The organism is Shewanella sp. SG41-4 (assembly GCF_014164505.1).
Taxonomy (GTDB): domain Bacteria; phylum Pseudomonadota; class Gammaproteobacteria; order Enterobacterales; family Shewanellaceae; genus Shewanella.
The window spans coordinates 1-18,579 of sequence record NZ_JACJFI010000057.1; the positions used below are offsets into that span (position 1 = coordinate 1).

Sequence of the window (18,579 nt, forward strand, 5' to 3'; positions counted from 1 at the left end):
AAATGCTTTTGCTAAATGCTTTTGCTAAATGCTTTTGCTAAATGCTTTTGCAAAAATAGATAACAAGCGATACTTTTTAAATTTTGTTTAAACGAATTAGAGCATAGCTATTTTTTCTAGTTCAATGAAAGCACGCGCAGCTTATAAGTATAAGTGAGCATGCTTGAAGCAGAAATAGAGAACATAGCGCAGCTATAAAAGGATTGAAGATGCAGGTACTTATAATTGGTGGCGGCGGTCGTGAACATGCTCTAGCTTGGAAAGCGGCTCAGTCAGCTCAAGTAACAAAAGTGTTTGTTGCACCCGGTAATGCTGGTACGTCTTTAGAACCTAAGTTAGAAAACGTGGCTATTGATGTTGAACAAATTGATGCACTTGTCGCCTTTGCCAAAAATAACGCCATCGCAATTACCATCGTTGGCCCAGAAGTGCCATTATCACTGGGCGTAGTTGATGCGTTTAATGCTGCAGGCTTACCTATTTTTGGCCCAACTAAAGGCGCGGCGCAGCTTGAATCGTCAAAAGCCTTCACCAAAGACTTTTTAGCGCGCCACAACATTCCTACTGCTGACTACTCAAACTTCACTGAGATTGCGCCGGCTAAAGCTTATTCGGCAATATTAACCGCTAAAACGGGTTTCCCTGTCGTGATTAAAGCCGACGGTTTAGCAGCAGGTAAAGGTGTGATTATCGCAGCTAACCAAGTTGAAGCGGATGCCGCGATTGATGACATGCTCGCGGGTAATAAGTTTGGTGATGCCGGTTCACGCGTAGTGATTGAAGAGTTTTTAAAAGGTGAAGAAGCCAGTTTTATCGTAATGGTAGACGGCAAAAACATTCTTGCTATGGCCACCAGCCAAGACCATAAAGCTCGTGACAATGCTGACCAAGGTCCTAACACCGGCGGCATGGGTGCATACTCACCGGCTCCAGTGGTAACACAAGCAGTACACGACTGGACTATCGCCAACGTTATTCGTCCAACGGTTGACGGCATGGCGGCTGAAGGCAACGTTTATACTGGCTTTTTATACGCAGGCCTGATGATTTCTCCTGACGGTAGCGCCAAAGTACTTGAATACAACTGCCGTTTTGGTGATCCTGAAACCCAACCTATTATGATGCGTTTGCAGTCAGATATCGTTGAACTTTGTTTAGCCGCTACTCGTGGTGAGTTAGATAAAGTGACCGCAGACTTTGACCCTCGCGCAGCCGTCGGCGTGGTAATGGCCGCAGGTGGTTATCCTGACACTTACAACAAAGGTGACGTGATTGATGGCTTAACCCTTGGTGATACCAACGGTAAAGTGTTCCATGCGGGTACTAGCATGAAAGATGGCCATGTTGTCACTAACGGCGGCCGCGTATTGTGCGCCACCGCATTAGGCAACACAGTGACTGAAGCACAACAATCAGCTTATGCATTAGTAGATGCCATCCATTGGGATGACGTGTACTTCCGTACTGATATTGCTTATCGTGCTATTGCACGCGAGCAAGCTAAAAACTAATGTATTAATTAGTTTTGTTCGCCCGTAAAAAATCCCTGTGATGGCAACAACATCACAGGGATTTTTTATATCCGCTTGTAATGCTGAAGATTAATTACTGTTTACATTATCCATAACCCGCAATTTTTATGATTTAGATCACAAAAACGACTCTGTTCAAGGCGCAAGCTAGTAACTGGAAGGGAGTGTGATTACCTTTGCTGTTATTCAAACTCCTGCACTTTAGCTAACGTACTCGTAATGATTATTGGAGGATTAAATGAGAGTTAATACCAGCGACCTAATTTATCAAGGTGAAAAATCAGGCGTGCATAATTGGAATACCTTCTCGGGCACCTCTTTCTATTGGCATCCAGATTGGTTACATATTGCAGAAGATATGACAGGTCATAATGCCCTCGAAAAAATTGATATTCCTCAAGGTGGAGCCACTAAAACTGATGCAGAAAATGCCATCTTAAAACATTTAAATAAATAACTTGCTTAATATTGCCATTAATAGCCATAAACTGCGTATCTAGATCTATCAAATCTGCACGTTTTCATGAGGATATCTCTGGTCCCACCAGATATCCTCAACGGCTATTTATTCACATTAACCGACCTATTTGACATATATAACCACGCAAAGTAATTAACCAAGCATACTACTCAAAAACTGCAGCAATCTGCCCATCTATAAATTATTACTCAAGCCTAACAATGTTCGACTTAACAGGCATTTTTATGTCAGGATGTGCTTCTGTTACAAATAAGTTACTAACTTATTATAATAACACTTAGCCAACTCACACGAATGAGATATTGGTCAAAAATAATAACAACAAAGGAAGTAGTATGTCTCAATCGGCGTCGTTCAAACCGTCTTCATCGGAGCACAAGCAACCCAGCTTACTTGATGCTCTTATTCCCGTTTTTGCCCTTATTCTTATGCTCGCGGCAGCGGTTTATCTGTTTTCATCGGATAGCTCATCAGGCGCCAATCAAATCGCATTAGTGTTAGCGGCATGTATTGCAATGATCATCGGTTATAAAAATGGCTATAGCTGGAATCAAATGGAGCGAGGTATCGTCAAAAGTATTGGCGTTGCGACCGGTGCTTTATTGATTCTATTCAGTGTAGGTTCATTGATTGGTACGTGGATTTTAGCCGGTACAGTTCCGACGATGATTTATTATGGTATGCAAATCCTTAACCCAGACTACTTTTATACTGCCTGCTGTTTGTTGTGTGCGGTGGTTGCACTGAGTATTGGTAGCTCGTGGACCGTTGCAGGCACATTAGGTATTGCCTTAGTGGGTATTTCTTCTGCTATGGGATTAGATGTCAACATTACTGCCGGAGCCATCATCAGTGGCGCCTATTTTGGTGACAAAATGTCACCAATGTCAGACACCACCAACCTTGCACCAGCTGTCGCAGGTACTGATATTTTTAGCCATATTCGCCACATGACATGGACCACAGTACCCAGTATTATCATTGCCCTAATCGGTTTTACTTTTTTAGGCCTTACCGCAGAGGCTGTGCCAATTGAAAATCAACTCGTAGATACGTTGGCTTTATTGGATAAAACCTACAACCCAGGAATGCATTTATTGATCCCGTTATTAGTAGTGTTGTATTTAGCTAACCGCAAAATGCCCGCGTTTCCAACAGTCATATTAGGTACGTTAGCGGGCGCGGTATGCGCAGCATTATTTCAGTTTGATAACGTGATTGCCTTTGTACACGACGATACGTTAGTGCCAATGGTTGCGTTAGTGAAAGGCTTATGGATAGCTATGTTTGACGGCTATGTTGCTAACACTGGCGATGAAGTACTGGATAATTTGTTAAGTCGTGGTGGCATGAGCAGCATGGTAACAACGGTTTGGCTTATCCTGTGTGCGATGGCATTTGGCGGCGTGATGGAAGTTACCGGATTATTAAATCGTATTTTAGAAAGTATTCTTACCGTCGTCACCGGCACGGCCAGCTTGATTATAACCACTCTTGGTGTGTGTATTGGCGCTAACATTATTACTGCCGATCAATATATTGCCATTGTACTGCCAGGCAGAATGCTAAAGGTAGAATACACTCGCCGTAAGTTAGCGGCTGTTAATCTAAGCCGCGCGTTAGAAGACTCTGCAACCGTAACCAGCCCGTTAGTACCGTGGAATACTTGTGGTGCCTTTATGGCCAGCACACTTGGGGTAGCCACTATCGCTTACCTGCCCTACGCCTTCTTTAACTTAGTCTGTCCGTTTATCAGTGCATCTTATGCTTATTTCAACTTCAAAATTGAGCCATTAGACGAAACTAGAGTCAGCACAGGCGAAGTAGTCGGTTAATTAACAAGTCGTCTATTAACCTAGAAATGGGCGGTTAACCAAAACGATCTTTTAACCAACCATAATGATAATAACCCCATTGCCCAAGCCGTCTAGCTTGGGTGAAGGGGAAAGTCGGTAGCGGTTGCTGATACAAAGGCAAATTGGGCAAGGTTTCACCGGCAATACTTTGTGCTAAGCGATACGCAGCTTGGCTACTAAAAGACACTCCAGCACCGCAATATCCTAAGCTGTAACCCACGCCACCTTTACTGTACACATGGGGCATGTCATCCATGGCAGCAGCAATCCACCCAGTCCAGTTATAAGCAATCGCTTTATTGGTTAAGCTTGGAAAACACTTATTTAACGCCATTTTTAAACGCTCGCCGTAAATGGGATTCGCAGTATCTTTGCCCCACACCGCACCACGGCCACCAAACAATAAACGGTTGTCGGGTAATAAGCGGTAATAGTATTTTAAAATGCGGGTGTCCATGGTCACTTGATGAGTATGCAACCCCGCCTGTGCAAGCTCTTGAGCGGTAAGCGGCTCGGTGACAATCACATTGCTTAATATCGGCAAAAACTTATCGTCCATGCGCGGGTTAAACCGTTTAGGCGTATAAGCATTACCCGCCATAATCACTTTATTGGCAATCAGCTCACCTTTATTGGTAATTAAACGATGTTTACCGCCCTCTTCAATCCAATCTAATACGCAAGATTGCTCAGAAATAGTGATGCCTTCGGCTTGTACCATCGACTTATAACCTAATAACAATTTAAGCGGATTAAGTCCGAAACCGTCTTTTAAGCGCAATGCCCCATAAGCCTGATGATGATCTAAATACTGAGTTCGAAAATCTTGGCTTGAAATAAACTCGGCGCCCGAGTCTTGGCTACTGGCTAAGTGTTGTTGAATATAATTAGCGGCATTTTGCAGCGTGACTAAGGCTTTAGGATTATGCGCCACCTTTAAGTAGCCCGCTTCTTGCGGTTCACAGGCGATATTATGTTGTTTAATTAACCCATCGACTCTAGCCACGGCTTGGGTAAATTCATCGTATATGCCCTTGGTCGTTGCTAAGTCCCAACGCTCAGTCATGGCGGCGTACCCTAAACGCCCCGATCCTTTTAATACAAAGCCGGCATTGCGCGCACTCGCCCCAAAACCGACTTGATTGGCCTCTAACACATGGCAATCTATATTGAATTCGGTTGCCAAATAATAGGCTGTTAATAAGCCTGTGTAGCCACCACCCACAATAGCCACATCGGTTTGTTGGCGGCCAGACAATGCAGCAGCTGGTGCGGGTAAGGCTTGAGTGCTTGCCCAATAGCTAGGGGCAAACGTTTGATTATTAGGATGCGAGTTAATCAGCGGATCGTACATATTGGTCTTCTTTTTTATTATTGATTTAGAGAGCAGACATTAAAATAACAACAGCATTTCACAGGCAACACAGTGGCAATCTTCACCGCATAATACGCAAATATAATCATCACCCATATAACGTTGATGCCAGCGCTGCGGATGCTGTTTAATTAACTTACCACCCGCCTTAGTAAAATATCGCACCGCAGCATTATTAGGGCTTTGCTGCCATAAATGACTCACACCCGCCTTAGCCCCTTGTGCCATTACGGCAGTCTTAGAAGCCGCTAATAACTTACCACCCAGACCTTGGCCTCGGCCAAATTCAGCAATCGTGTTTGATTTGAAATAACACACATCGTTAAAATCAACGCCCCACAGATCAACCGAGCACCATTGATCTTGCGGCCATTGTCCCGCGGCATACGTTAACCGAAAGCCAATAAGTTGTTCATTTTCAAGCGCGACAAAATTGGCATTAATGCCATTTTTAATACCTTTGTGATAAATCGCTGTCAGTTCAGCGATATCCATATAACCACTGCCATGGACAATTTCACCTAGGGTTATCACTGCATCAAAGTCAGCGGGAGTAAGTTGTCTAATCATTATTAACCTATTTTCTTCACACCTTGATTCAACTTGAGGTGAGCTCTTATTGCTGGTTTTAGCACACCATATCACACGTCATTATCGGTAAGTTAACGATGTTAATCTTTTGTGATAATTTGGCGATAAGTAGGTGAGATCCTTTGTTCATACTGGTTGCAATTAAACAAAGGAGCTCGGTTATGAAACGTACACTAGTGACTGCAAGTCTTATGGCAGCTGGATTATTCAGCCTTCCAACTTTCGCTGCTGATATTGAAGTTAGCGTGACCAATTTAACTCACGGAAATCACTTCACCCCTATTTTGATCGCAGCCCACGACGCTGACAGCCGCCTGTTTCAAGTCGGAACAGAAGCTTCTGCAGCATTACAAAAAATGGCTGAAGGCGGTGACATTGCCGATTTAGATACAGCTGTAACCGGTAATGCAGGCGTAACATCAGCAAATCCGGCAATGGGTTTGCTTGCTGCGGGTGCCAATGTAAGTGGAGTAATGCTTGATACTGGCGACAACACCCATTTATCTATCGTGGCCATGGTGTTACCCACTAATGATGCCTTTATGGGGCTAGATGGTTGGGAAATCCCTACTGAAGCAGGCACGTATACTATGTACGTCAATGCATATGATGCAGGCACAGAAGCCAATGATGAAATCATTAATGGCGGCGGCATGTCAGGCGTACCGGGTATTCCGGCAGCCCCTGGTGGTGACGGTGGAGCTAATGGCACTGGCGTGATGGACAATTCTGACAACAGTAATGTACATACTCACCCTGGCGTTTTAGGTGACATGGACCCTGCTGGTGGAATGAGTGATTTAGACAGTCGCGTTCATCGCTGGTTGAACCCTGTAGCCAAAGTTGTGGTGACAGTAAAATAAGGAGGTAGCCCATGAAACGCACTGACTTTACACTTAAGCCCAGCTTAATCGCCATGCTGGCTGCTGCAACCCTGCTTACCGCCTGTGGCGATGACAAAGATGATGATACTACTGTTGTTGTCACCCCGCCTGCGCCAGTGATGCAAACCTTCACGGTAACCGTGACTAACTTGACGGCTAACCAACCAATGTCGCCAGTTATCTTAGCCTCTCATGCTAGTGATGCCATGTTATGGAACGCCGGTGAAATGGCCAGCGAAGCACTCGAGAAAATGGCTGAAGGTGGTGATACTGCCGACATAGCAGCACTAAGCGTGATCAATAGCAGCGTTAACGGCACAGGCTTATTAATGCCTGGTATGTCAGAAACGTTGACCTTGACCCTAGATGAAGCCGACGTAGCTAGCATTAGTTTGGCCACCATGTTGGTTAACACTAACGATGCCTTTACCGGTATTAACAGTTACACCATTGCCGGAATGGAAGTGGATGCAACAACCGCGATGAAGTTTATGGCTTATGATGCTGGCACTGAAGCCAACAGCGAAGCCAAAGGTACTATGCCAGGGCCTGCTGATGGCGGCGAAGGTTTTAACGCTAGCCGTGATGATGTCGACTTTGTGCATATTCATCCGGGTGTTATTTCAATGTACGATGGCTTAGCCGATTCAGTACTGGGTGCATCGCATCGTTTTGATAACCCAGTATTAGCCGTCACCATTATGCGTACTGAATAATCTTAATCGGTCGTATCGACTGAATGAATTTCAACCACATTGAAATTTATTCTCCTCAAAGCGGGTCTAAGTATTAATGCAATTACTGGATTTGCTTTGAGGAAGTCACCATGAATGGAAACGCGAAACATAATGGCCATGTTTGTCCGCAACATATTTTGTTAGTTGAAGACGAACAAGACTTGGCTAAGTTGATCATACTTAACCTCAAAGCTCTCAACTACAGCGTCGACCACGCCACTACCTTGAAGCAAGCCATGCACATAATCGAGCATAAAAAGCTCGACCTCATATTAATGGACCGCATGCTCCCCGATGGTGATGGCATTATATTGTGTGAGCAGCTACGCCAAGACGGTAAGGAAGTCCCGCTGATGCTATTAACCGCCAAAGATTCAGAAGCAGATGTGGTACTGGGCCTTGAAGCAGGGGCAGATGATTACCTCGTCAAACCCTTTAGCGTATTAGAGCTGCGCGCACGGGTAAAAGCACTATTAAGACGCGGCAAAGCACAACATGAACAAACCCAACAAATTGAATTTAACAGCGTAACCATTAACTCCAGCACCCGTGAAGTTACCGCGTTTAATAAAGCGTTAACCCTCACAGCCCGCGAGTTTGATTTACTGCTATTTTTAGCCAAACACCCGCAACAAGTCTTTAGCCGCATGCAACTGTTAGAAGCGATATGGGGCTATAACTACGATGGCTATGAGCACACTGTAAACAGTCACATAAACCGTTTACGCAACAAGCTTTCTGTATGCTCGCCTGAACATGATCTTGTCAAAACCGTGTGGGGCGTAGGCTACAAATTTTCACCACCAGAGGTGCAAGCCCACTAATGAATCGCTTATTTAATCGGTTGTTTTTAGCATCCACAATCATCGTGTTATTACTGTTTGTGGCGCTATGGCAATGGCTGCAACTTAACCATGAATTTAGCCGTAACCAAATTCAGCAATCACTGCACTTACAACTTGCTGAACACATGGCGCACATCAACCCTTTATTATCGCAAGGGATAACGTCAGACGCCGCGCTTAAAGAAGCTTTTCACGACTTTATGCTGCTAGGTCCAAGCTTTGAAATTTACACATTAGATCCCGACGGCAAAGTGATTGCTTATGATGCCAAAGAAGAAAAAATTAAAAATCACCGAGTCGATACCACAATCATTCAGCAGTTTTTAAATGGCGACAGCCTACCTGTACTTGGCACCGATCCGCGTAGCGAAGATACCCACAAGATTTTTTCCGCCAGTAAACTTGTCACCAAAGACGGGCTTCATAGCGGTTATTTGTATGTCATCATTGGCGGTGAAGATTACGACAGCTGGCAGGCACTGATTAACGCCGAAAATCAACCTAAAATCTGGGGCGCGACAATCGGATTTTGGATCATTTTTGCCTTAGTGCTATTCGTAATTTTATTGCGCTATTTTACCCGCCCAATCCAAAAGCTCGCTCAAGACTTAACCGAACTTAAAAATAACCCGATGTCAGACAAACTGATGCTCCCCCAGCGCTATCGTGGCAGCTTAGAAATAAGCCAGCTCAGCCATCATATCAATCACTTATTGCAAGAAATCCAATTGCAGCAACAACAAGTTAAACGCCAACAACAGGCAAAACACGACTTTTTACTGCATTTGTCACATGACTTAAAAACCCCGCTTACCGCATTATTAGGCTATATCGATACTTGGTTAATATTACCCGAAAATGAGCGCGACGAGGCGCTGATCCAATACGCTGCAAACTCAGGCCAAACCTTACAACAGTTACTGGCACAGTTATTAGAATTAGCCGCCCTAGAAAATGCCAAATCGATGCGCAACTGCAACAAGTCAACCTCAGCGAACTGCTTTGCGATATTGAACAAACCTTTACTCCTCGAGCCAAAAAGCTCGGGGTTCAATTAGATTTTGACATCAACCATGCCAGCCAAATCTATACCGACCCAGCGCTAATGCGCCGCATACTCAACAACTTGGTCGATAACGCCCTGCGCTACACTCCCGCAGGTGGCAAAATCCAAATCATCAACGCACAACATAATGGCCAACAATGGTTAACCGTGCGTGACACAGGTGCAGGCATGCACAAGCATGAAGTTGATGCCCTTAAACAATTGTCGATGACGACATTGACGTTTGAAGCGAATCAAAGTCTGCCACAACTCGGCGTCGGACTCGCCATTGTCAGGCAATTATTAGGCTTATTAAAATGCAGAATTGAAATCGACAGCCAACCAGGCGTAGGCAGCGAATTTAAGATAGAGCTTGTAACGCAGGGTTAATCTCATTTTTGAATCGCAAATGATCAGCGATTTCATCATATATTCAATTGGTACTGACTCAGGTTTGTTTATCATTAAGCTTCAAAGTAAACAAAATCAATTATATCTAAACAGAAGAATTAGAACTAAGTCCTAACAAAAATTTGAGTTACTGTGAGTTAACAATATAGCCTGCGGCCACTAACGTCGTGGCGCTTCGCCCACACCAGATTAACATCGCAAGGTTCCACCCTGCACGGGCCAAAAGGGGATCAACAGCAATCCCCTCTTGGATCACCCCTGCCGTTCCGGCAACATTTTCGCTATTTAACCAAACAACAGCAGCGAAAAAATTGCGACGGAAATAGATCCAGCTTTTAACTTCGCTTTGGTGTTCTTCGGCCTTATTCGAAAATGCTAACGCGTCCGATGGTACATCCTGTACCGCGAAAGCTAGCCTGACGTCCTGTCAGGCTCACGCTATTTTCTTCAACGGCCTCAAGTTCAGAGTTGAATTTATCCATTTTAACGTCAATATACCAACACGTTTATGCCCCAAAGTGTGTTTAGAACCAAAGCTCTATTGAACAGCGCTTACACTAGATTCTAAAAAACTAATTTATATTATTTATTTAGAAAACTTAGGTTTGTTTTTGGGTTTTGACAACGACTTATCGATTTACATCAATGATATAGGGAATGTAGAATGTTATTAATCAATAACTTAAGCTACTGAAATTATTTGGCAAACTGTTTAATAAGTTTTATGTTTAATGTCAATCCACGGAGGGGGTCTAAACAATGGTTATGTTTTCTCTAGTAGTTACAGTTTTATTTATTATTCTTAGTACATTGTTGAAATTTAGACATGTTGCGTATGCATATGTGATTGGTAACATTATATTATTTATCTTTTTTGCAATTTCTGGCCAAGCTGGTGGATGGTTTGTTTTAATTTATCAAATCCCAGCCCTTGTACCTGCTTTTCTAGGTATATGTATCGGAACCCCCATCGGTTATAAAATTAGACCTATTATTGAGAGTAAACTATCAATTTGCGGTAATAAGTTAAGTGCGAGAATAACAAAAAAGCAAGCCTCTGACTCAGCTTTAAATTTAAATGGCACAGCTAGAACTTGTAGCAATGCTGAGAGTGAGGATCTACTCGTAAAAGATGATATTCTAAATAAATAGTCGGTATATTAAATACAACAAGAGACTATAGCGTTAATCCAACCTCACCAGACTTATCATAATACGAATAGTAAGTTTAGCTATCAGATACTAACGCACTTTTGTCCATAAATGAGTTAGATGCCTTGATTAAAAATGCCTAAACTCAACTCTGAACTTGAGGCCGTTGAAGAAAATAGCGTGAAGCTCACATGGATGTGAGCTTAGCTTTCGCGGTACAGGATGTACCATCGGAAGCGTTAGCATTTTCGAATAAGGCCGAAGACGGTTAAAGATGAAGTCAAAAGCTGGATCAATCCCCATGGCGACTTTTCGCAGCTATTGTTTTGTAAATAGCGAAAATGTTGCGGGGCGGCTGGGAGTTCCAAGAGGGAACAGCCGTTGGTTTCCTCTTGGTCTGGTGTGGGCGAAGCGCCACGACCTTGTGGCCGCAGGCCATAAAATCTAAATAATAAAAACAGCTAAATTACGGATCACAAGCACTACCAAAAAGACGAAAAAACAAAAAACGATCAACAAAAAAGCGAATCCGAAGATTCGCTTTTTTAGCCAATACCACTGAATTACTTGTGGTATTTACCAGACAACTCATGCACAGAATTGATAAATGCACCAGCATGTTCAGGATCAACATGTTGATGAATACCATGGCCTAAGTTAAATACATGGCCAGTACCTTCACCGTAACTAGCTAGAATTTGATCAACTTCTTGATGAATACGCTCTGGCGTAGCATACAACATTGATGGGTCCATGTTGCCCTGTAGAGCCACTTTATGACCTACGCGACGACGAGCATCACCAATATCAACAGTCCAATCTAAACCCAATGCATCACAACCGGTTTCAGCCATAGACTCTAACCATAATCCGCCGCCTTTAGTGAACAAGGTAACAGGCACTTTACGGCCGTCAGCAAAACGGGTTAAACCATCAACAATTTTTTGCATATAACGTAATGAGAATTCACGGTAAGCGTGGTGTGATAACGCACCGCCCCACGAGTCGAATATCATTAACGACTGTGCACCGTTAGCCACCTGAGCGTTAAGATATAACACCACTGAGTCTGCTAACTTGTCTAATAACATGTGTAATGCAGCAGGTTCTGCATATGCCATACGCTTGATTTTTTCGAAAGTTTTGCTTGAGCCGCCTTCAACCATGTAAGTGGCCAAAGTCCAAGGAGAACCCGAAAAACCAATTAACGGCACAGAGCCATTCAGTTCACGACGAATGGTACTCACTGCACGCATTACATAACCTAATTCATCTTCTGGATCAGGAATACATAATTTTTTGATTGCATCGATGGTGTCAGTTGGACGTTCAAAACGTGGACCTTCACCCGCTTCAAAATACAAACCAAGGCCCATTGCGTCTGGCACGGTCAGGATATCTGAGAATAAAATCGCAGCATCTAAGTCATAACGACGTAATGGCTGTAAAGTGACTTCGCAAGCCAATTCGGCATTACGGCATAAAGACATAAAGTCACCGGCTTGAGCACGAACTTCTTTATACTCAGGTAAATAACGTCCCGCTTGACGCATCATCCATACTGGAGTGACATCAACAGGCTGCTTTAGCAACGCACGTAAATAACGATCATTCTTTAATTCTGCCATGTGGACTTGGTTCCTAGACTGTTATGATTTCTGCTGGGCGTTAGTTTAGCACTTACGCGATTAATGTAACCACTCATGCAGAATTTATGTGAGCTATTCCTAAATCTATAGTCGATTTTATTAACACAATCGTCACTATGCTCACAAAACGCACAACACTGATGTGTAAATCGCAATTTATCGGATTAAAAGTTGCGTCACGTTAAGTGGTTTGGTATAAAAAGTGTGCGCTAGCAAGAACAATCAAGAAGCCCGACAAATCGAGCCTTTGAAAACTTCGTTACCCCGTGATGGCATGCCATCACGGGGTTTTTTATTATCCCACTCCAAGCCCCCTGTCCTTTTCATCCCCAAAGCAAGCTTGTCGATAAGCAAATAAAAATAAAACAGTTGATCGTAATACACTTTGTCCAATACATTAGGGATTACAGAATGACTGCCAATTAGAGAGAAGACATGCTAACAAAACTAGAAAAAGCAGAAAAACGTTGGGGCGGTTCTCATAATTTAATCGATCAATGGCTTAATCATCGCCGCAAATTATTAATCCAATATTTTATCGTTGCCGGATTAGCACCTTATTCTCGCAGCGAAAAATCACTTCCAAGCATGGAACAAGTGAAACAATTTTGCGCTCAATTAGTTGATTATGTGTCAGAAGGCCACTTTGAGGTTTACGACAACGTTGTTAAAGCTTGCGAGAAGTTTGGTGAAACGAGTATCGAAACAGCCAATGCCTTATTACCGCTAATTAGCGAAAGCACAGACACGGCATTGGATTTTAATGATAAATATACTGATGTATCTGACGAACAAGTGCTATATCAACTAGACAACGATTTATCACATTTAGCACAGGCAATGGAATCGCGTTTCGAGTTAGAAGATCAGCTTCTAGAATTGCTATATCAACGTCTTCCTTAATTGAGCTAGCCGATTAAAAAGTGCGAGGATTTTGCGCACTTTTTAATAAGGGTCACTTGATTACAGCAAACATTATTGCCGTTTATGCCAGTTTTCAGGCAACTCAACTTGTGACCATAAATGTTCACATAAATCTTGCGGCTGATGCCAATCGCCCATTTTTAACCACTCTACCAATGCATCGCCCACCTGTGGATAAGCAATTGGCTTAGGTGATGGGTTCTTTAACCAACGTTTAAGCATGGCAGGATCTAAACTTTGCATACTTTCTGCGACGGCAAGTAATTCTAACGCCGCAACGTTAGCAGATTGCTCAAACTGCCCCTGTAACGGTTTCACCAATAACTTTTTACCTAATGTCATAGCCTCACTGGCTAACTCAAAACCAGCATTGCCGATCACCCCACCACACTGAGCCATGTTTTGTTTAAAGCCTTCACGATTAAAGCCATGCCAATGAATATGCTCAGCTAATTGTTTCAATGGTTGAGTACTGTGGTAAACAGAAAAGTGGTATTGATCAAATGGGGCTAAAAAATCCGCAATACGATCAGGATCTTCAAAAGGTAAATAGACTAAAATTTGATGGCTATGATCACCACAATTAGGCGACACCTCAACAAATGGAGGTAAAATTGGAAAGCCAAAATGATGCCAATGACACCCTAAAGCGATGCCAACTGGAGCAAAATGGTTGATCAAAAATTCGTTAAACCAGCTATTCCCTTGCTTAGGCACTGGGTATTGTAATGCTGCTTGATGACTAATGGCGATTGACGGTACATTTTGTTTTTTGGCCGCCCAAGCACTAACCGGCTCAAAATCGTTCAAGACTAAATCATAACCCGTTAAATCTAGCTGCTTAATTTCAGACAAAATGGGAGTGGTTAAATTATATTTAGCGGTTTTAACGGAATTAACTCGACCATTATCGGTAACGAATGTCATTCCATTACGGGTCTGATAATCACCGAAGCATTGCATATCAAAGTAGTGTTGTGGTGTTCGGCCTGAAAATAGAAAATCGACTTCTATATTATGTTGCTTTAGCGCTTTAGACATCACGCGTGCGCGGCTGATATGGCCATTCCCTGTGCCTTGAACTCCGTACAAAATTTTCATATTGCCTTACATCCCTCAACGGCTGAATGATCAAGATTGAAACACGCTGCACTTCTTTCTATATGATCAGCTAGTACATGAACGGCTATTACATAAACTGTTATTACTTGAGTTGTGCCATATACGTTTTTACATCATCAGTTGATTGACCAGTAATACCGAGCCAGCCCCTAATCCAGCGCCAACCATAATATCTAAAGGATAATGCACTCCCAGGGCGATACGTGATGAGCCAACAAAGCAAGCCCAAGCAAACGCAATCGGTGCTAAGGCTGGAAACACCAGATTAACCACGCTAGCAAACACAAACGCACCAGCTGTGTGGCCTGAAGGCAAGCTAAATTTATCTAACGGCTCAAAACCTGATTCAAACCCTGCTAAAGCATGGCAAGGACGATGACGGCGAATGCTATTTTTCAACAGTAAATACAATGGCAATTCAACTAAGAAACCGCCCAACACTAAATTAAAAAAGTGTTGGCCGTTGGGATGAAAAAATAATAGTGCAACAGATAAATAAGCATAATAGTGACCATCACCGGTTGCAGATACACGTTTAGCAGCATGACTGAGACCGTTATCTCGACTAAATTGCACTATCCAATAAAACCAATATTTATCTAACTGGCTGATACTCGTCTTCATACCTGACTCCATGTAAAACCTCGTCAATATCATTCACCTAATATTGACCTAACTAAAGTTATGTATTTGTTAACTGAATAGAGAATAGACAGAGGTAATGAACGCGAGGTGACAGTTAGCCTAAAGTTTTATGACAAAACCCAGAGCAGAATGTAACGTTAAAATTAACTATAAATTAGAAAATAGCCATAAATTAGAACATAACCATAAAAAAGCTGAACCGCTGATGTTTACCCGCGAGGTCATTTTAATTGAGAATAAGAGGTAGAATAAATCGATAAAACGGCTTTATGTTAAAAAAGCAATATCGAGCTGCCTTTGATGTTGTTATCAAGGTTTATTGAGGGTTAATAGTGAGCCGATTGTAAGTTGTTACAATCCAGATGGCAGAATAAAGTGCGGTCTGATATCCGTTTATTTTTTAAATCAATGCGACTTAAAGCAATAACCCCTCAAGTTTGGCTTGAGGGGTTATCAATCGCGACCGTGTTATCGTCATTAATTAACACGATAACTGAATATAACTCATGCAATTATGCAGTTTGCGGCTTTGCACTTTTATTACGATAAATCTTAATTAAGTGAAAAATGTTAATGCATGCTACAAAGGCATTCATGCCCGCTACTGGCCAAGCTTCGATTGCATAACCGTAGGCGACAAAAAAAGAACAGCCGACAAAGTTTAACCATCTTAGTAAAACGATGTCTTTCATCATTAGTGAAATGGCCACCATAACTGATGCTGCATAACCTAAGACTTCAATAATATTGATATTTTCCATAAGAACCTCTGTTTCAGGCTCTCTGCCTTCCGTATGCGTAACGGGGGATCCGTGCCCCTAAAGCTAGTATTATTTTGTAAACTAACATTAATAAATCTAGCAATATGCTAACAAACTGTTGAACAAAAATGTAATTAAAAAACGTATTAGGATGACACAAATCAACATATATCGACTAATTGGTTCAATTTGAAAGAAAATTACTTACAAAATTGATCCTTGTTCTCTATTTAGGTCAATGCGTCAGCTACGCAAATTAATACCATAAGTTGATTTATAACAATCCAGTGATTGATAAGGCTTTTATTTTCAAAAAAAGCTCATATAATTCATTTAACTTTGCTTTACCCAGCAATTTACCTTTGCTGTCTAACAGGAGTGACATATGGAATACAACACCTCAGAACTCTGCGACATGTATATAGATGTAGTCGATGTCGTCGAACCAATGTTCAGTAACTACGGTGGTTGCAGCTCCTTCGGTGGCTCAATCAGTACAATTAAGTGTTTTGAAGATAATGGCCTGATTGCTGAAGCTTTAGAAGAAGACGGTGAAGGTAAAGTATTATTAGTCGATGGTGGCGGATCGTTAAGACGTGCCCTACTAGATGCTAGAATTGCTGAAATTGCTGTAGCCAATAATTGGGAAGGTATTCTCATTTACGGTTCAGTACGTGACGTTGACGCTCTTGAAGAACTTGATATTGGTATCCAAGCACTTGCTTCGATTCCTGTCGGTGCAGAAAGTAACAGTGTAGGCGAAATCGAAATTCCAGTTAATTTTGGTGGCGTGACCTTCTTACCGGGTGACCATATCTATGCTGATAACACTGGCGTTATTCTGTCTCCAGAACCATTAGATATTGAATAATCACGTCATAGCCAATTTAGCTTTGTAAAAAGCTGGCAGACAATTCCTTTAAAAACCAGCTATGCTGGTTTTTTTGTGGCTGTAATTCGGAGAATCACATGTTTAGCGCATTTACTCAGCAGCATTGCGATGCATTATTAAGTTTACGCCCTAATGAAACCAAAATAGGCCAGCAGGTTTATCTGGCATCCGCTGAACTGTCATTAGCGCAAAATGCACAACAGGCTAAATCTATTGGCGCCCAGTTTGCTATTATTGCCATCGCAGAAGATGTGGGACCAAGAGCAAATCTCGGTCGAGGCGGAGCTGACGATGCCTTTATCGCTAGCATGAAACAGTTGATTAACTTACAGTCTAATCGATTTCTTAACGGTAACGAATGCGCCATTTTAGGCCAAATCAGTCTCGATACATCATTATCAGCAACGGCTACCGTTGAGCAATTACGCCAAGCAACTGCGCAATTAGATGACATTGTCATTGATGCGATAAGTGAAATCATGCAAGCAGGCTTAGAACCCATAGTAATCGGGGGCGGCCACAATAATGCTTATGGTTTATTAATGGCAACAAAGGCCATTACAGGCTTACCTGTCGCGGCAGTAAACCTCGATCCTCATAGTGATTTTAGACCACGAGAAGGTCGCCACAGCGGAAATGGATTTAGTTATGCTGCCGCCAATGGCGCACTCGACCATTATCATATTCTCGGCTTACATGAATTAAAAAACAGCGAACAAACCCTAGAACAACTGAGCCTGTTTGGCGCTACATGGAACAGTTTTCAACAAATTTGGATCCGGCGTGAACTGTCACTAGAAACAGCATTAAAACAGATCGCTAAATCATTAAATCAAACCCAATTGCCAGTAGCATTAGAGCTTGATGTCGATGCGATTGCCAATATGCCCAGCAGTGCGGCTACCTTTGCAGGTATATCAATACTCGATGCCTGCCATTATGTGCATTATATCGCTAAGCATTGTCCATGCCGTTACGCCCATTTTGCAGAAACAGCCCCAGCATGTCATCACGCGGGGGTAGAAGCGGGCTACCGCGATGCTGGCCAAGGTCTCAGTGAGTTAATTTATGCTTATATTCAGGGGCGGTTAACCCGTCTGAATTAGAATCAGTTACGGCTATTCATTAAAGGCTAATTTTATGCTCTAATGCAGGCAATTTTTTAGCCTTAACTGCTGATTTTTATTGGGGCTAATCGACGCGAAGCTCATTGCTGCGTTCAAGTTGAAGTGAAATGTATATTAGGTGCAAGGTAAAACAACTAATTGATTGTTGTCACACTCTCGCACCGCAGCATTTCAGCAATCATTCGCAATGGCATACACTCGCTATTAATTATCGCACATTATAGGAATATACCGATGTCTGAAGGCGAACCAAAAAACACTCATTTTGGATATAAAACTGTCGAGGCCGATAAAAAAGCGGACCTAGTTGCTGACGTGTTTCATTCCGTTGCCGCAAAATACGACATTATGAATGACGTGATGTCTTTTGGGGTTCACCGCTTTTGGAAGCGTCACACCATTGAAGTCGCAGCCGCAAGACCTGGTATGAAAGTACTTGATTTAGCCGGTGGCACTGGCGATCTTACGGCTAAGTTTTCGCATTTAGTCGGCGATCGAGGTCAAGTCGTTCTTGCTGATATTAATGATTCCATGCTCAAGGTCGGTCGCA

General features: G+C 42.7%; 19 protein-coding genes. 13 read left to right on the forward strand and 6 right to left on the reverse strand.

Going from position 1 to position 18,579, the window contains the following annotated elements:
• The first annotated feature begins 209 nt into the window (after positions 1–209).
• The 3 genes from purD to nhaC all read left to right on the forward strand — a co-directional run bounded on the left by purD (position 210) and on the right by nhaC (position 3,848).
• Positions 210–1,511, forward strand: a complete 1,302-nt coding sequence (purD, locus tag H5202_RS07705; RefSeq protein ID WP_182771572.1) for a phosphoribosylamine--glycine ligase — start codon at positions 210–212, stop codon at positions 1,509–1,511.
• A gap of 259 nt (positions 1,512–1,770) precedes the next feature.
• Entirely contained in the window at positions 1,771–1,989 is a 219-nt protein-coding gene (locus tag H5202_RS07710) for a hypothetical protein (protein WP_182771573.1), read from the forward strand.
• Between the two features lie 359 nt (positions 1,990–2,348).
• Positions 2,349–3,848, forward strand: coding sequence for a Na+/H+ antiporter NhaC (gene nhaC, locus H5202_RS07715; protein WP_182771574.1), 1,500 nt, complete (start codon positions 2,349–2,351; stop codon positions 3,846–3,848).
• A 34-nt stretch (positions 3,849–3,882) separates the two neighbouring features.
• On the opposite strand, the gene H5202_RS07720 is transcribed toward nhaC, so the two are convergent.
• Positions 3,883–5,223, reverse strand: a complete 1,341-nt coding sequence (locus tag H5202_RS07720; protein ID WP_182771575.1) for an NAD(P)/FAD-dependent oxidoreductase — start codon at positions 5,221–5,223, stop codon at positions 3,883–3,885.
• 39 nt (positions 5,224–5,262) lie between these two features.
• Complete coding sequence (locus tag H5202_RS07725) at positions 5,263–5,814, reverse strand: GNAT family N-acetyltransferase (protein WP_182771576.1); 552 nt, start codon at positions 5,812–5,814, stop codon at positions 5,263–5,265.
• Between the two features lie 182 nt (positions 5,815–5,996).
• Here H5202_RS07725 and H5202_RS07730 point away from each other — a divergent pair, with 182 nt between their 5' ends.
• The 6 genes from H5202_RS07730 to H5202_RS07750 all read left to right on the forward strand — a co-directional run bounded on the left by H5202_RS07730 (position 5,997) and on the right by H5202_RS07750 (position 10,909).
• Positions 5,997–6,698, forward strand: a complete 702-nt coding sequence (locus H5202_RS07730; RefSeq protein WP_182771577.1) for a spondin domain-containing protein — start codon at positions 5,997–5,999, stop codon at positions 6,696–6,698.
• An 11-nt stretch (positions 6,699–6,709) separates the two neighbouring features.
• Positions 6,710–7,435 carry a spondin domain-containing protein gene (locus H5202_RS07735; protein ID WP_182771578.1) on the forward strand — a complete coding sequence of 242 codons (726 nt, stop codon included), beginning with the start codon at positions 6,710–6,712 and terminating at the stop codon, positions 7,433–7,435.
• A gap of 110 nt (positions 7,436–7,545) precedes the next feature.
• Positions 7,546–8,280 carry a response regulator transcription factor gene (locus tag H5202_RS07740; protein ID WP_182771579.1) on the forward strand — a complete coding sequence of 245 codons (735 nt, stop codon included), beginning with the start codon at positions 7,546–7,548 and terminating at the stop codon, positions 8,278–8,280.
• Entirely contained in the window at positions 8,280–9,359 is a 1,080-nt protein-coding gene (locus tag H5202_RS07745; protein ID WP_259397232.1) for a histidine kinase dimerization/phospho-acceptor domain-containing protein, read from the forward strand. Before H5202_RS07740 ends, H5202_RS07745 begins: the two co-directional genes overlap by 1 nt.
• A gap of 47 nt (positions 9,360–9,406) precedes the next feature.
• Complete coding sequence (locus H5202_RS24190) at positions 9,407–9,736, forward strand: ATP-binding protein (protein ID WP_259397233.1); 330 nt, start codon at positions 9,407–9,409, stop codon at positions 9,734–9,736.
• A 780-nt stretch (positions 9,737–10,516) separates the two neighbouring features.
• A complete protein-coding gene (locus H5202_RS07750; RefSeq protein ID WP_182771580.1) occupies positions 10,517–10,909 on the forward strand; it encodes a hypothetical protein in 393 nt (130 codons plus the stop codon).
• A 563-nt stretch (positions 10,910–11,472) separates the two neighbouring features.
• On the opposite strand, the gene hemE is transcribed toward H5202_RS07750, so the two are convergent.
• On the reverse strand, positions 11,473–12,537 hold the full coding sequence (hemE, locus tag H5202_RS07755) for a uroporphyrinogen decarboxylase (RefSeq protein WP_101086245.1): 1,065 nt from the start codon (positions 12,535–12,537) through the stop codon (positions 11,473–11,475).
• 456 nt (positions 12,538–12,993) lie between these two features.
• Between hemE and rsd the strand changes: the two genes are divergently transcribed.
• A complete protein-coding gene (gene rsd / locus H5202_RS07760) occupies positions 12,994–13,461 on the forward strand; it encodes a sigma D regulator (protein WP_182771581.1) in 468 nt (155 codons plus the stop codon).
• A 72-nt stretch (positions 13,462–13,533) separates the two neighbouring features.
• On the opposite strand, the gene H5202_RS07765 is transcribed toward rsd, so the two are convergent.
• The 3 genes from H5202_RS07765 to H5202_RS07775 all read right to left on the reverse strand — a co-directional run bounded on the left by H5202_RS07765 (position 13,534) and on the right by H5202_RS07775 (position 16,010).
• Entirely contained in the window at positions 13,534–14,583 is a 1,050-nt protein-coding gene (locus H5202_RS07765; RefSeq protein WP_182771582.1) for an MJ1255/VC2487 family glycosyltransferase, read from the reverse strand.
• A gap of 129 nt (positions 14,584–14,712) precedes the next feature.
• Complete coding sequence (locus H5202_RS07770) at positions 14,713–15,228, reverse strand: phosphatase PAP2 family protein (RefSeq protein ID WP_182771583.1); 516 nt, start codon at positions 15,226–15,228, stop codon at positions 14,713–14,715.
• Between the two features lie 533 nt (positions 15,229–15,761).
• Positions 15,762–16,010, reverse strand: a complete 249-nt coding sequence (locus H5202_RS07775) for a YgjV family protein (RefSeq protein WP_182771584.1) — start codon at positions 16,008–16,010, stop codon at positions 15,762–15,764.
• Between the two features lie 385 nt (positions 16,011–16,395).
• Here H5202_RS07775 and rraA point away from each other — a divergent pair, with 385 nt between their 5' ends.
• From rraA to H5202_RS07790, 3 genes are all read left to right on the forward strand, one after another.
• On the forward strand, positions 16,396–16,881 hold the full coding sequence (rraA, locus tag H5202_RS07780) for a ribonuclease E activity regulator RraA (protein ID WP_182771585.1): 486 nt from the start codon (positions 16,396–16,398) through the stop codon (positions 16,879–16,881).
• Positions 16,882–16,979: 98 nt separating this feature from the next.
• Complete coding sequence (locus H5202_RS07785; RefSeq protein WP_182771586.1) at positions 16,980–18,008, forward strand: formimidoylglutamase; 1,029 nt, start codon at positions 16,980–16,982, stop codon at positions 18,006–18,008.
• A gap of 255 nt (positions 18,009–18,263) precedes the next feature.
• Positions 18,264–18,579: class I SAM-dependent methyltransferase (locus H5202_RS07790; protein WP_182771587.1), on the forward strand; the 316-nt coding region annotated here is incomplete at its 3' end.

Excerpts from the sequence above, each read along its gene's own strand:
- H5202_RS07735 (WP_182771578.1), top strand. The coding sequence starts at position 6,710 with ATGAAACGCACTGACTTTACACTTAAGCCCAGCTTAATCGCCATGCTG.
- H5202_RS07710 (WP_182771573.1), top strand. The coding sequence starts at position 1,771 with ATGAGAGTTAATACCAGCGACCTAATTTATCAAGGTGAAAAATCAGGC.
- H5202_RS07775 (WP_182771584.1), bottom strand. The coding sequence starts at position 16,010 with ATGGAAAATATCAATATTATTGAAGTCTTAGGTTATGCAGCATCAGTT.
- nhaC (WP_182771574.1), top strand. The coding sequence starts at position 2,349 with ATGTCTCAATCGGCGTCGTTCAAACCGTCTTCATCGGAGCACAAGCAA.
- H5202_RS07720 (WP_182771575.1), bottom strand. The coding sequence starts at position 5,223 with ATGTACGATCCGCTGATTAACTCGCATCCTAATAATCAAACGTTTGCC.
- H5202_RS07745 (WP_259397232.1), top strand. The coding sequence starts at position 8,280 with ATGAATCGCTTATTTAATCGGTTGTTTTTAGCATCCACAATCATCGTG.
- H5202_RS07765 (WP_182771582.1), bottom strand. The coding sequence starts at position 14,583 with ATGAAAATTTTGTACGGAGTTCAAGGCACAGGGAATGGCCATATCAGC.
- hemE (WP_101086245.1), bottom strand. The coding sequence starts at position 12,537 with ATGGCAGAATTAAAGAATGATCGTTATTTACGTGCGTTGCTAAAGCAG.
- H5202_RS07725 (WP_182771576.1), bottom strand. The coding sequence starts at position 5,814 with ATGATTAGACAACTTACTCCCGCTGACTTTGATGCAGTGATAACCCTA.
- rsd (WP_182771581.1), top strand. The coding sequence starts at position 12,994 with ATGCTAACAAAACTAGAAAAAGCAGAAAAACGTTGGGGCGGTTCTCAT.
- H5202_RS07740 (WP_182771579.1), top strand. The coding sequence starts at position 7,546 with ATGAATGGAAACGCGAAACATAATGGCCATGTTTGTCCGCAACATATT.
- rraA (WP_182771585.1), top strand. The coding sequence starts at position 16,396 with ATGGAATACAACACCTCAGAACTCTGCGACATGTATATAGATGTAGTC.
- H5202_RS24190 (WP_259397233.1), top strand. The coding sequence starts at position 9,407 with ATGCGCCGCATACTCAACAACTTGGTCGATAACGCCCTGCGCTACACT.
- H5202_RS07730 (WP_182771577.1), top strand. The coding sequence starts at position 5,997 with ATGAAACGTACACTAGTGACTGCAAGTCTTATGGCAGCTGGATTATTC.
- purD (WP_182771572.1), top strand. The coding sequence starts at position 210 with ATGCAGGTACTTATAATTGGTGGCGGCGGTCGTGAACATGCTCTAGCT.
- H5202_RS07770 (WP_182771583.1), bottom strand. The coding sequence starts at position 15,228 with ATGAAGACGAGTATCAGCCAGTTAGATAAATATTGGTTTTATTGGATA.
- H5202_RS07785 (WP_182771586.1), top strand. The coding sequence starts at position 16,980 with ATGTTTAGCGCATTTACTCAGCAGCATTGCGATGCATTATTAAGTTTA.
- H5202_RS07750 (WP_182771580.1), top strand. The coding sequence starts at position 10,517 with ATGGTTATGTTTTCTCTAGTAGTTACAGTTTTATTTATTATTCTTAGT.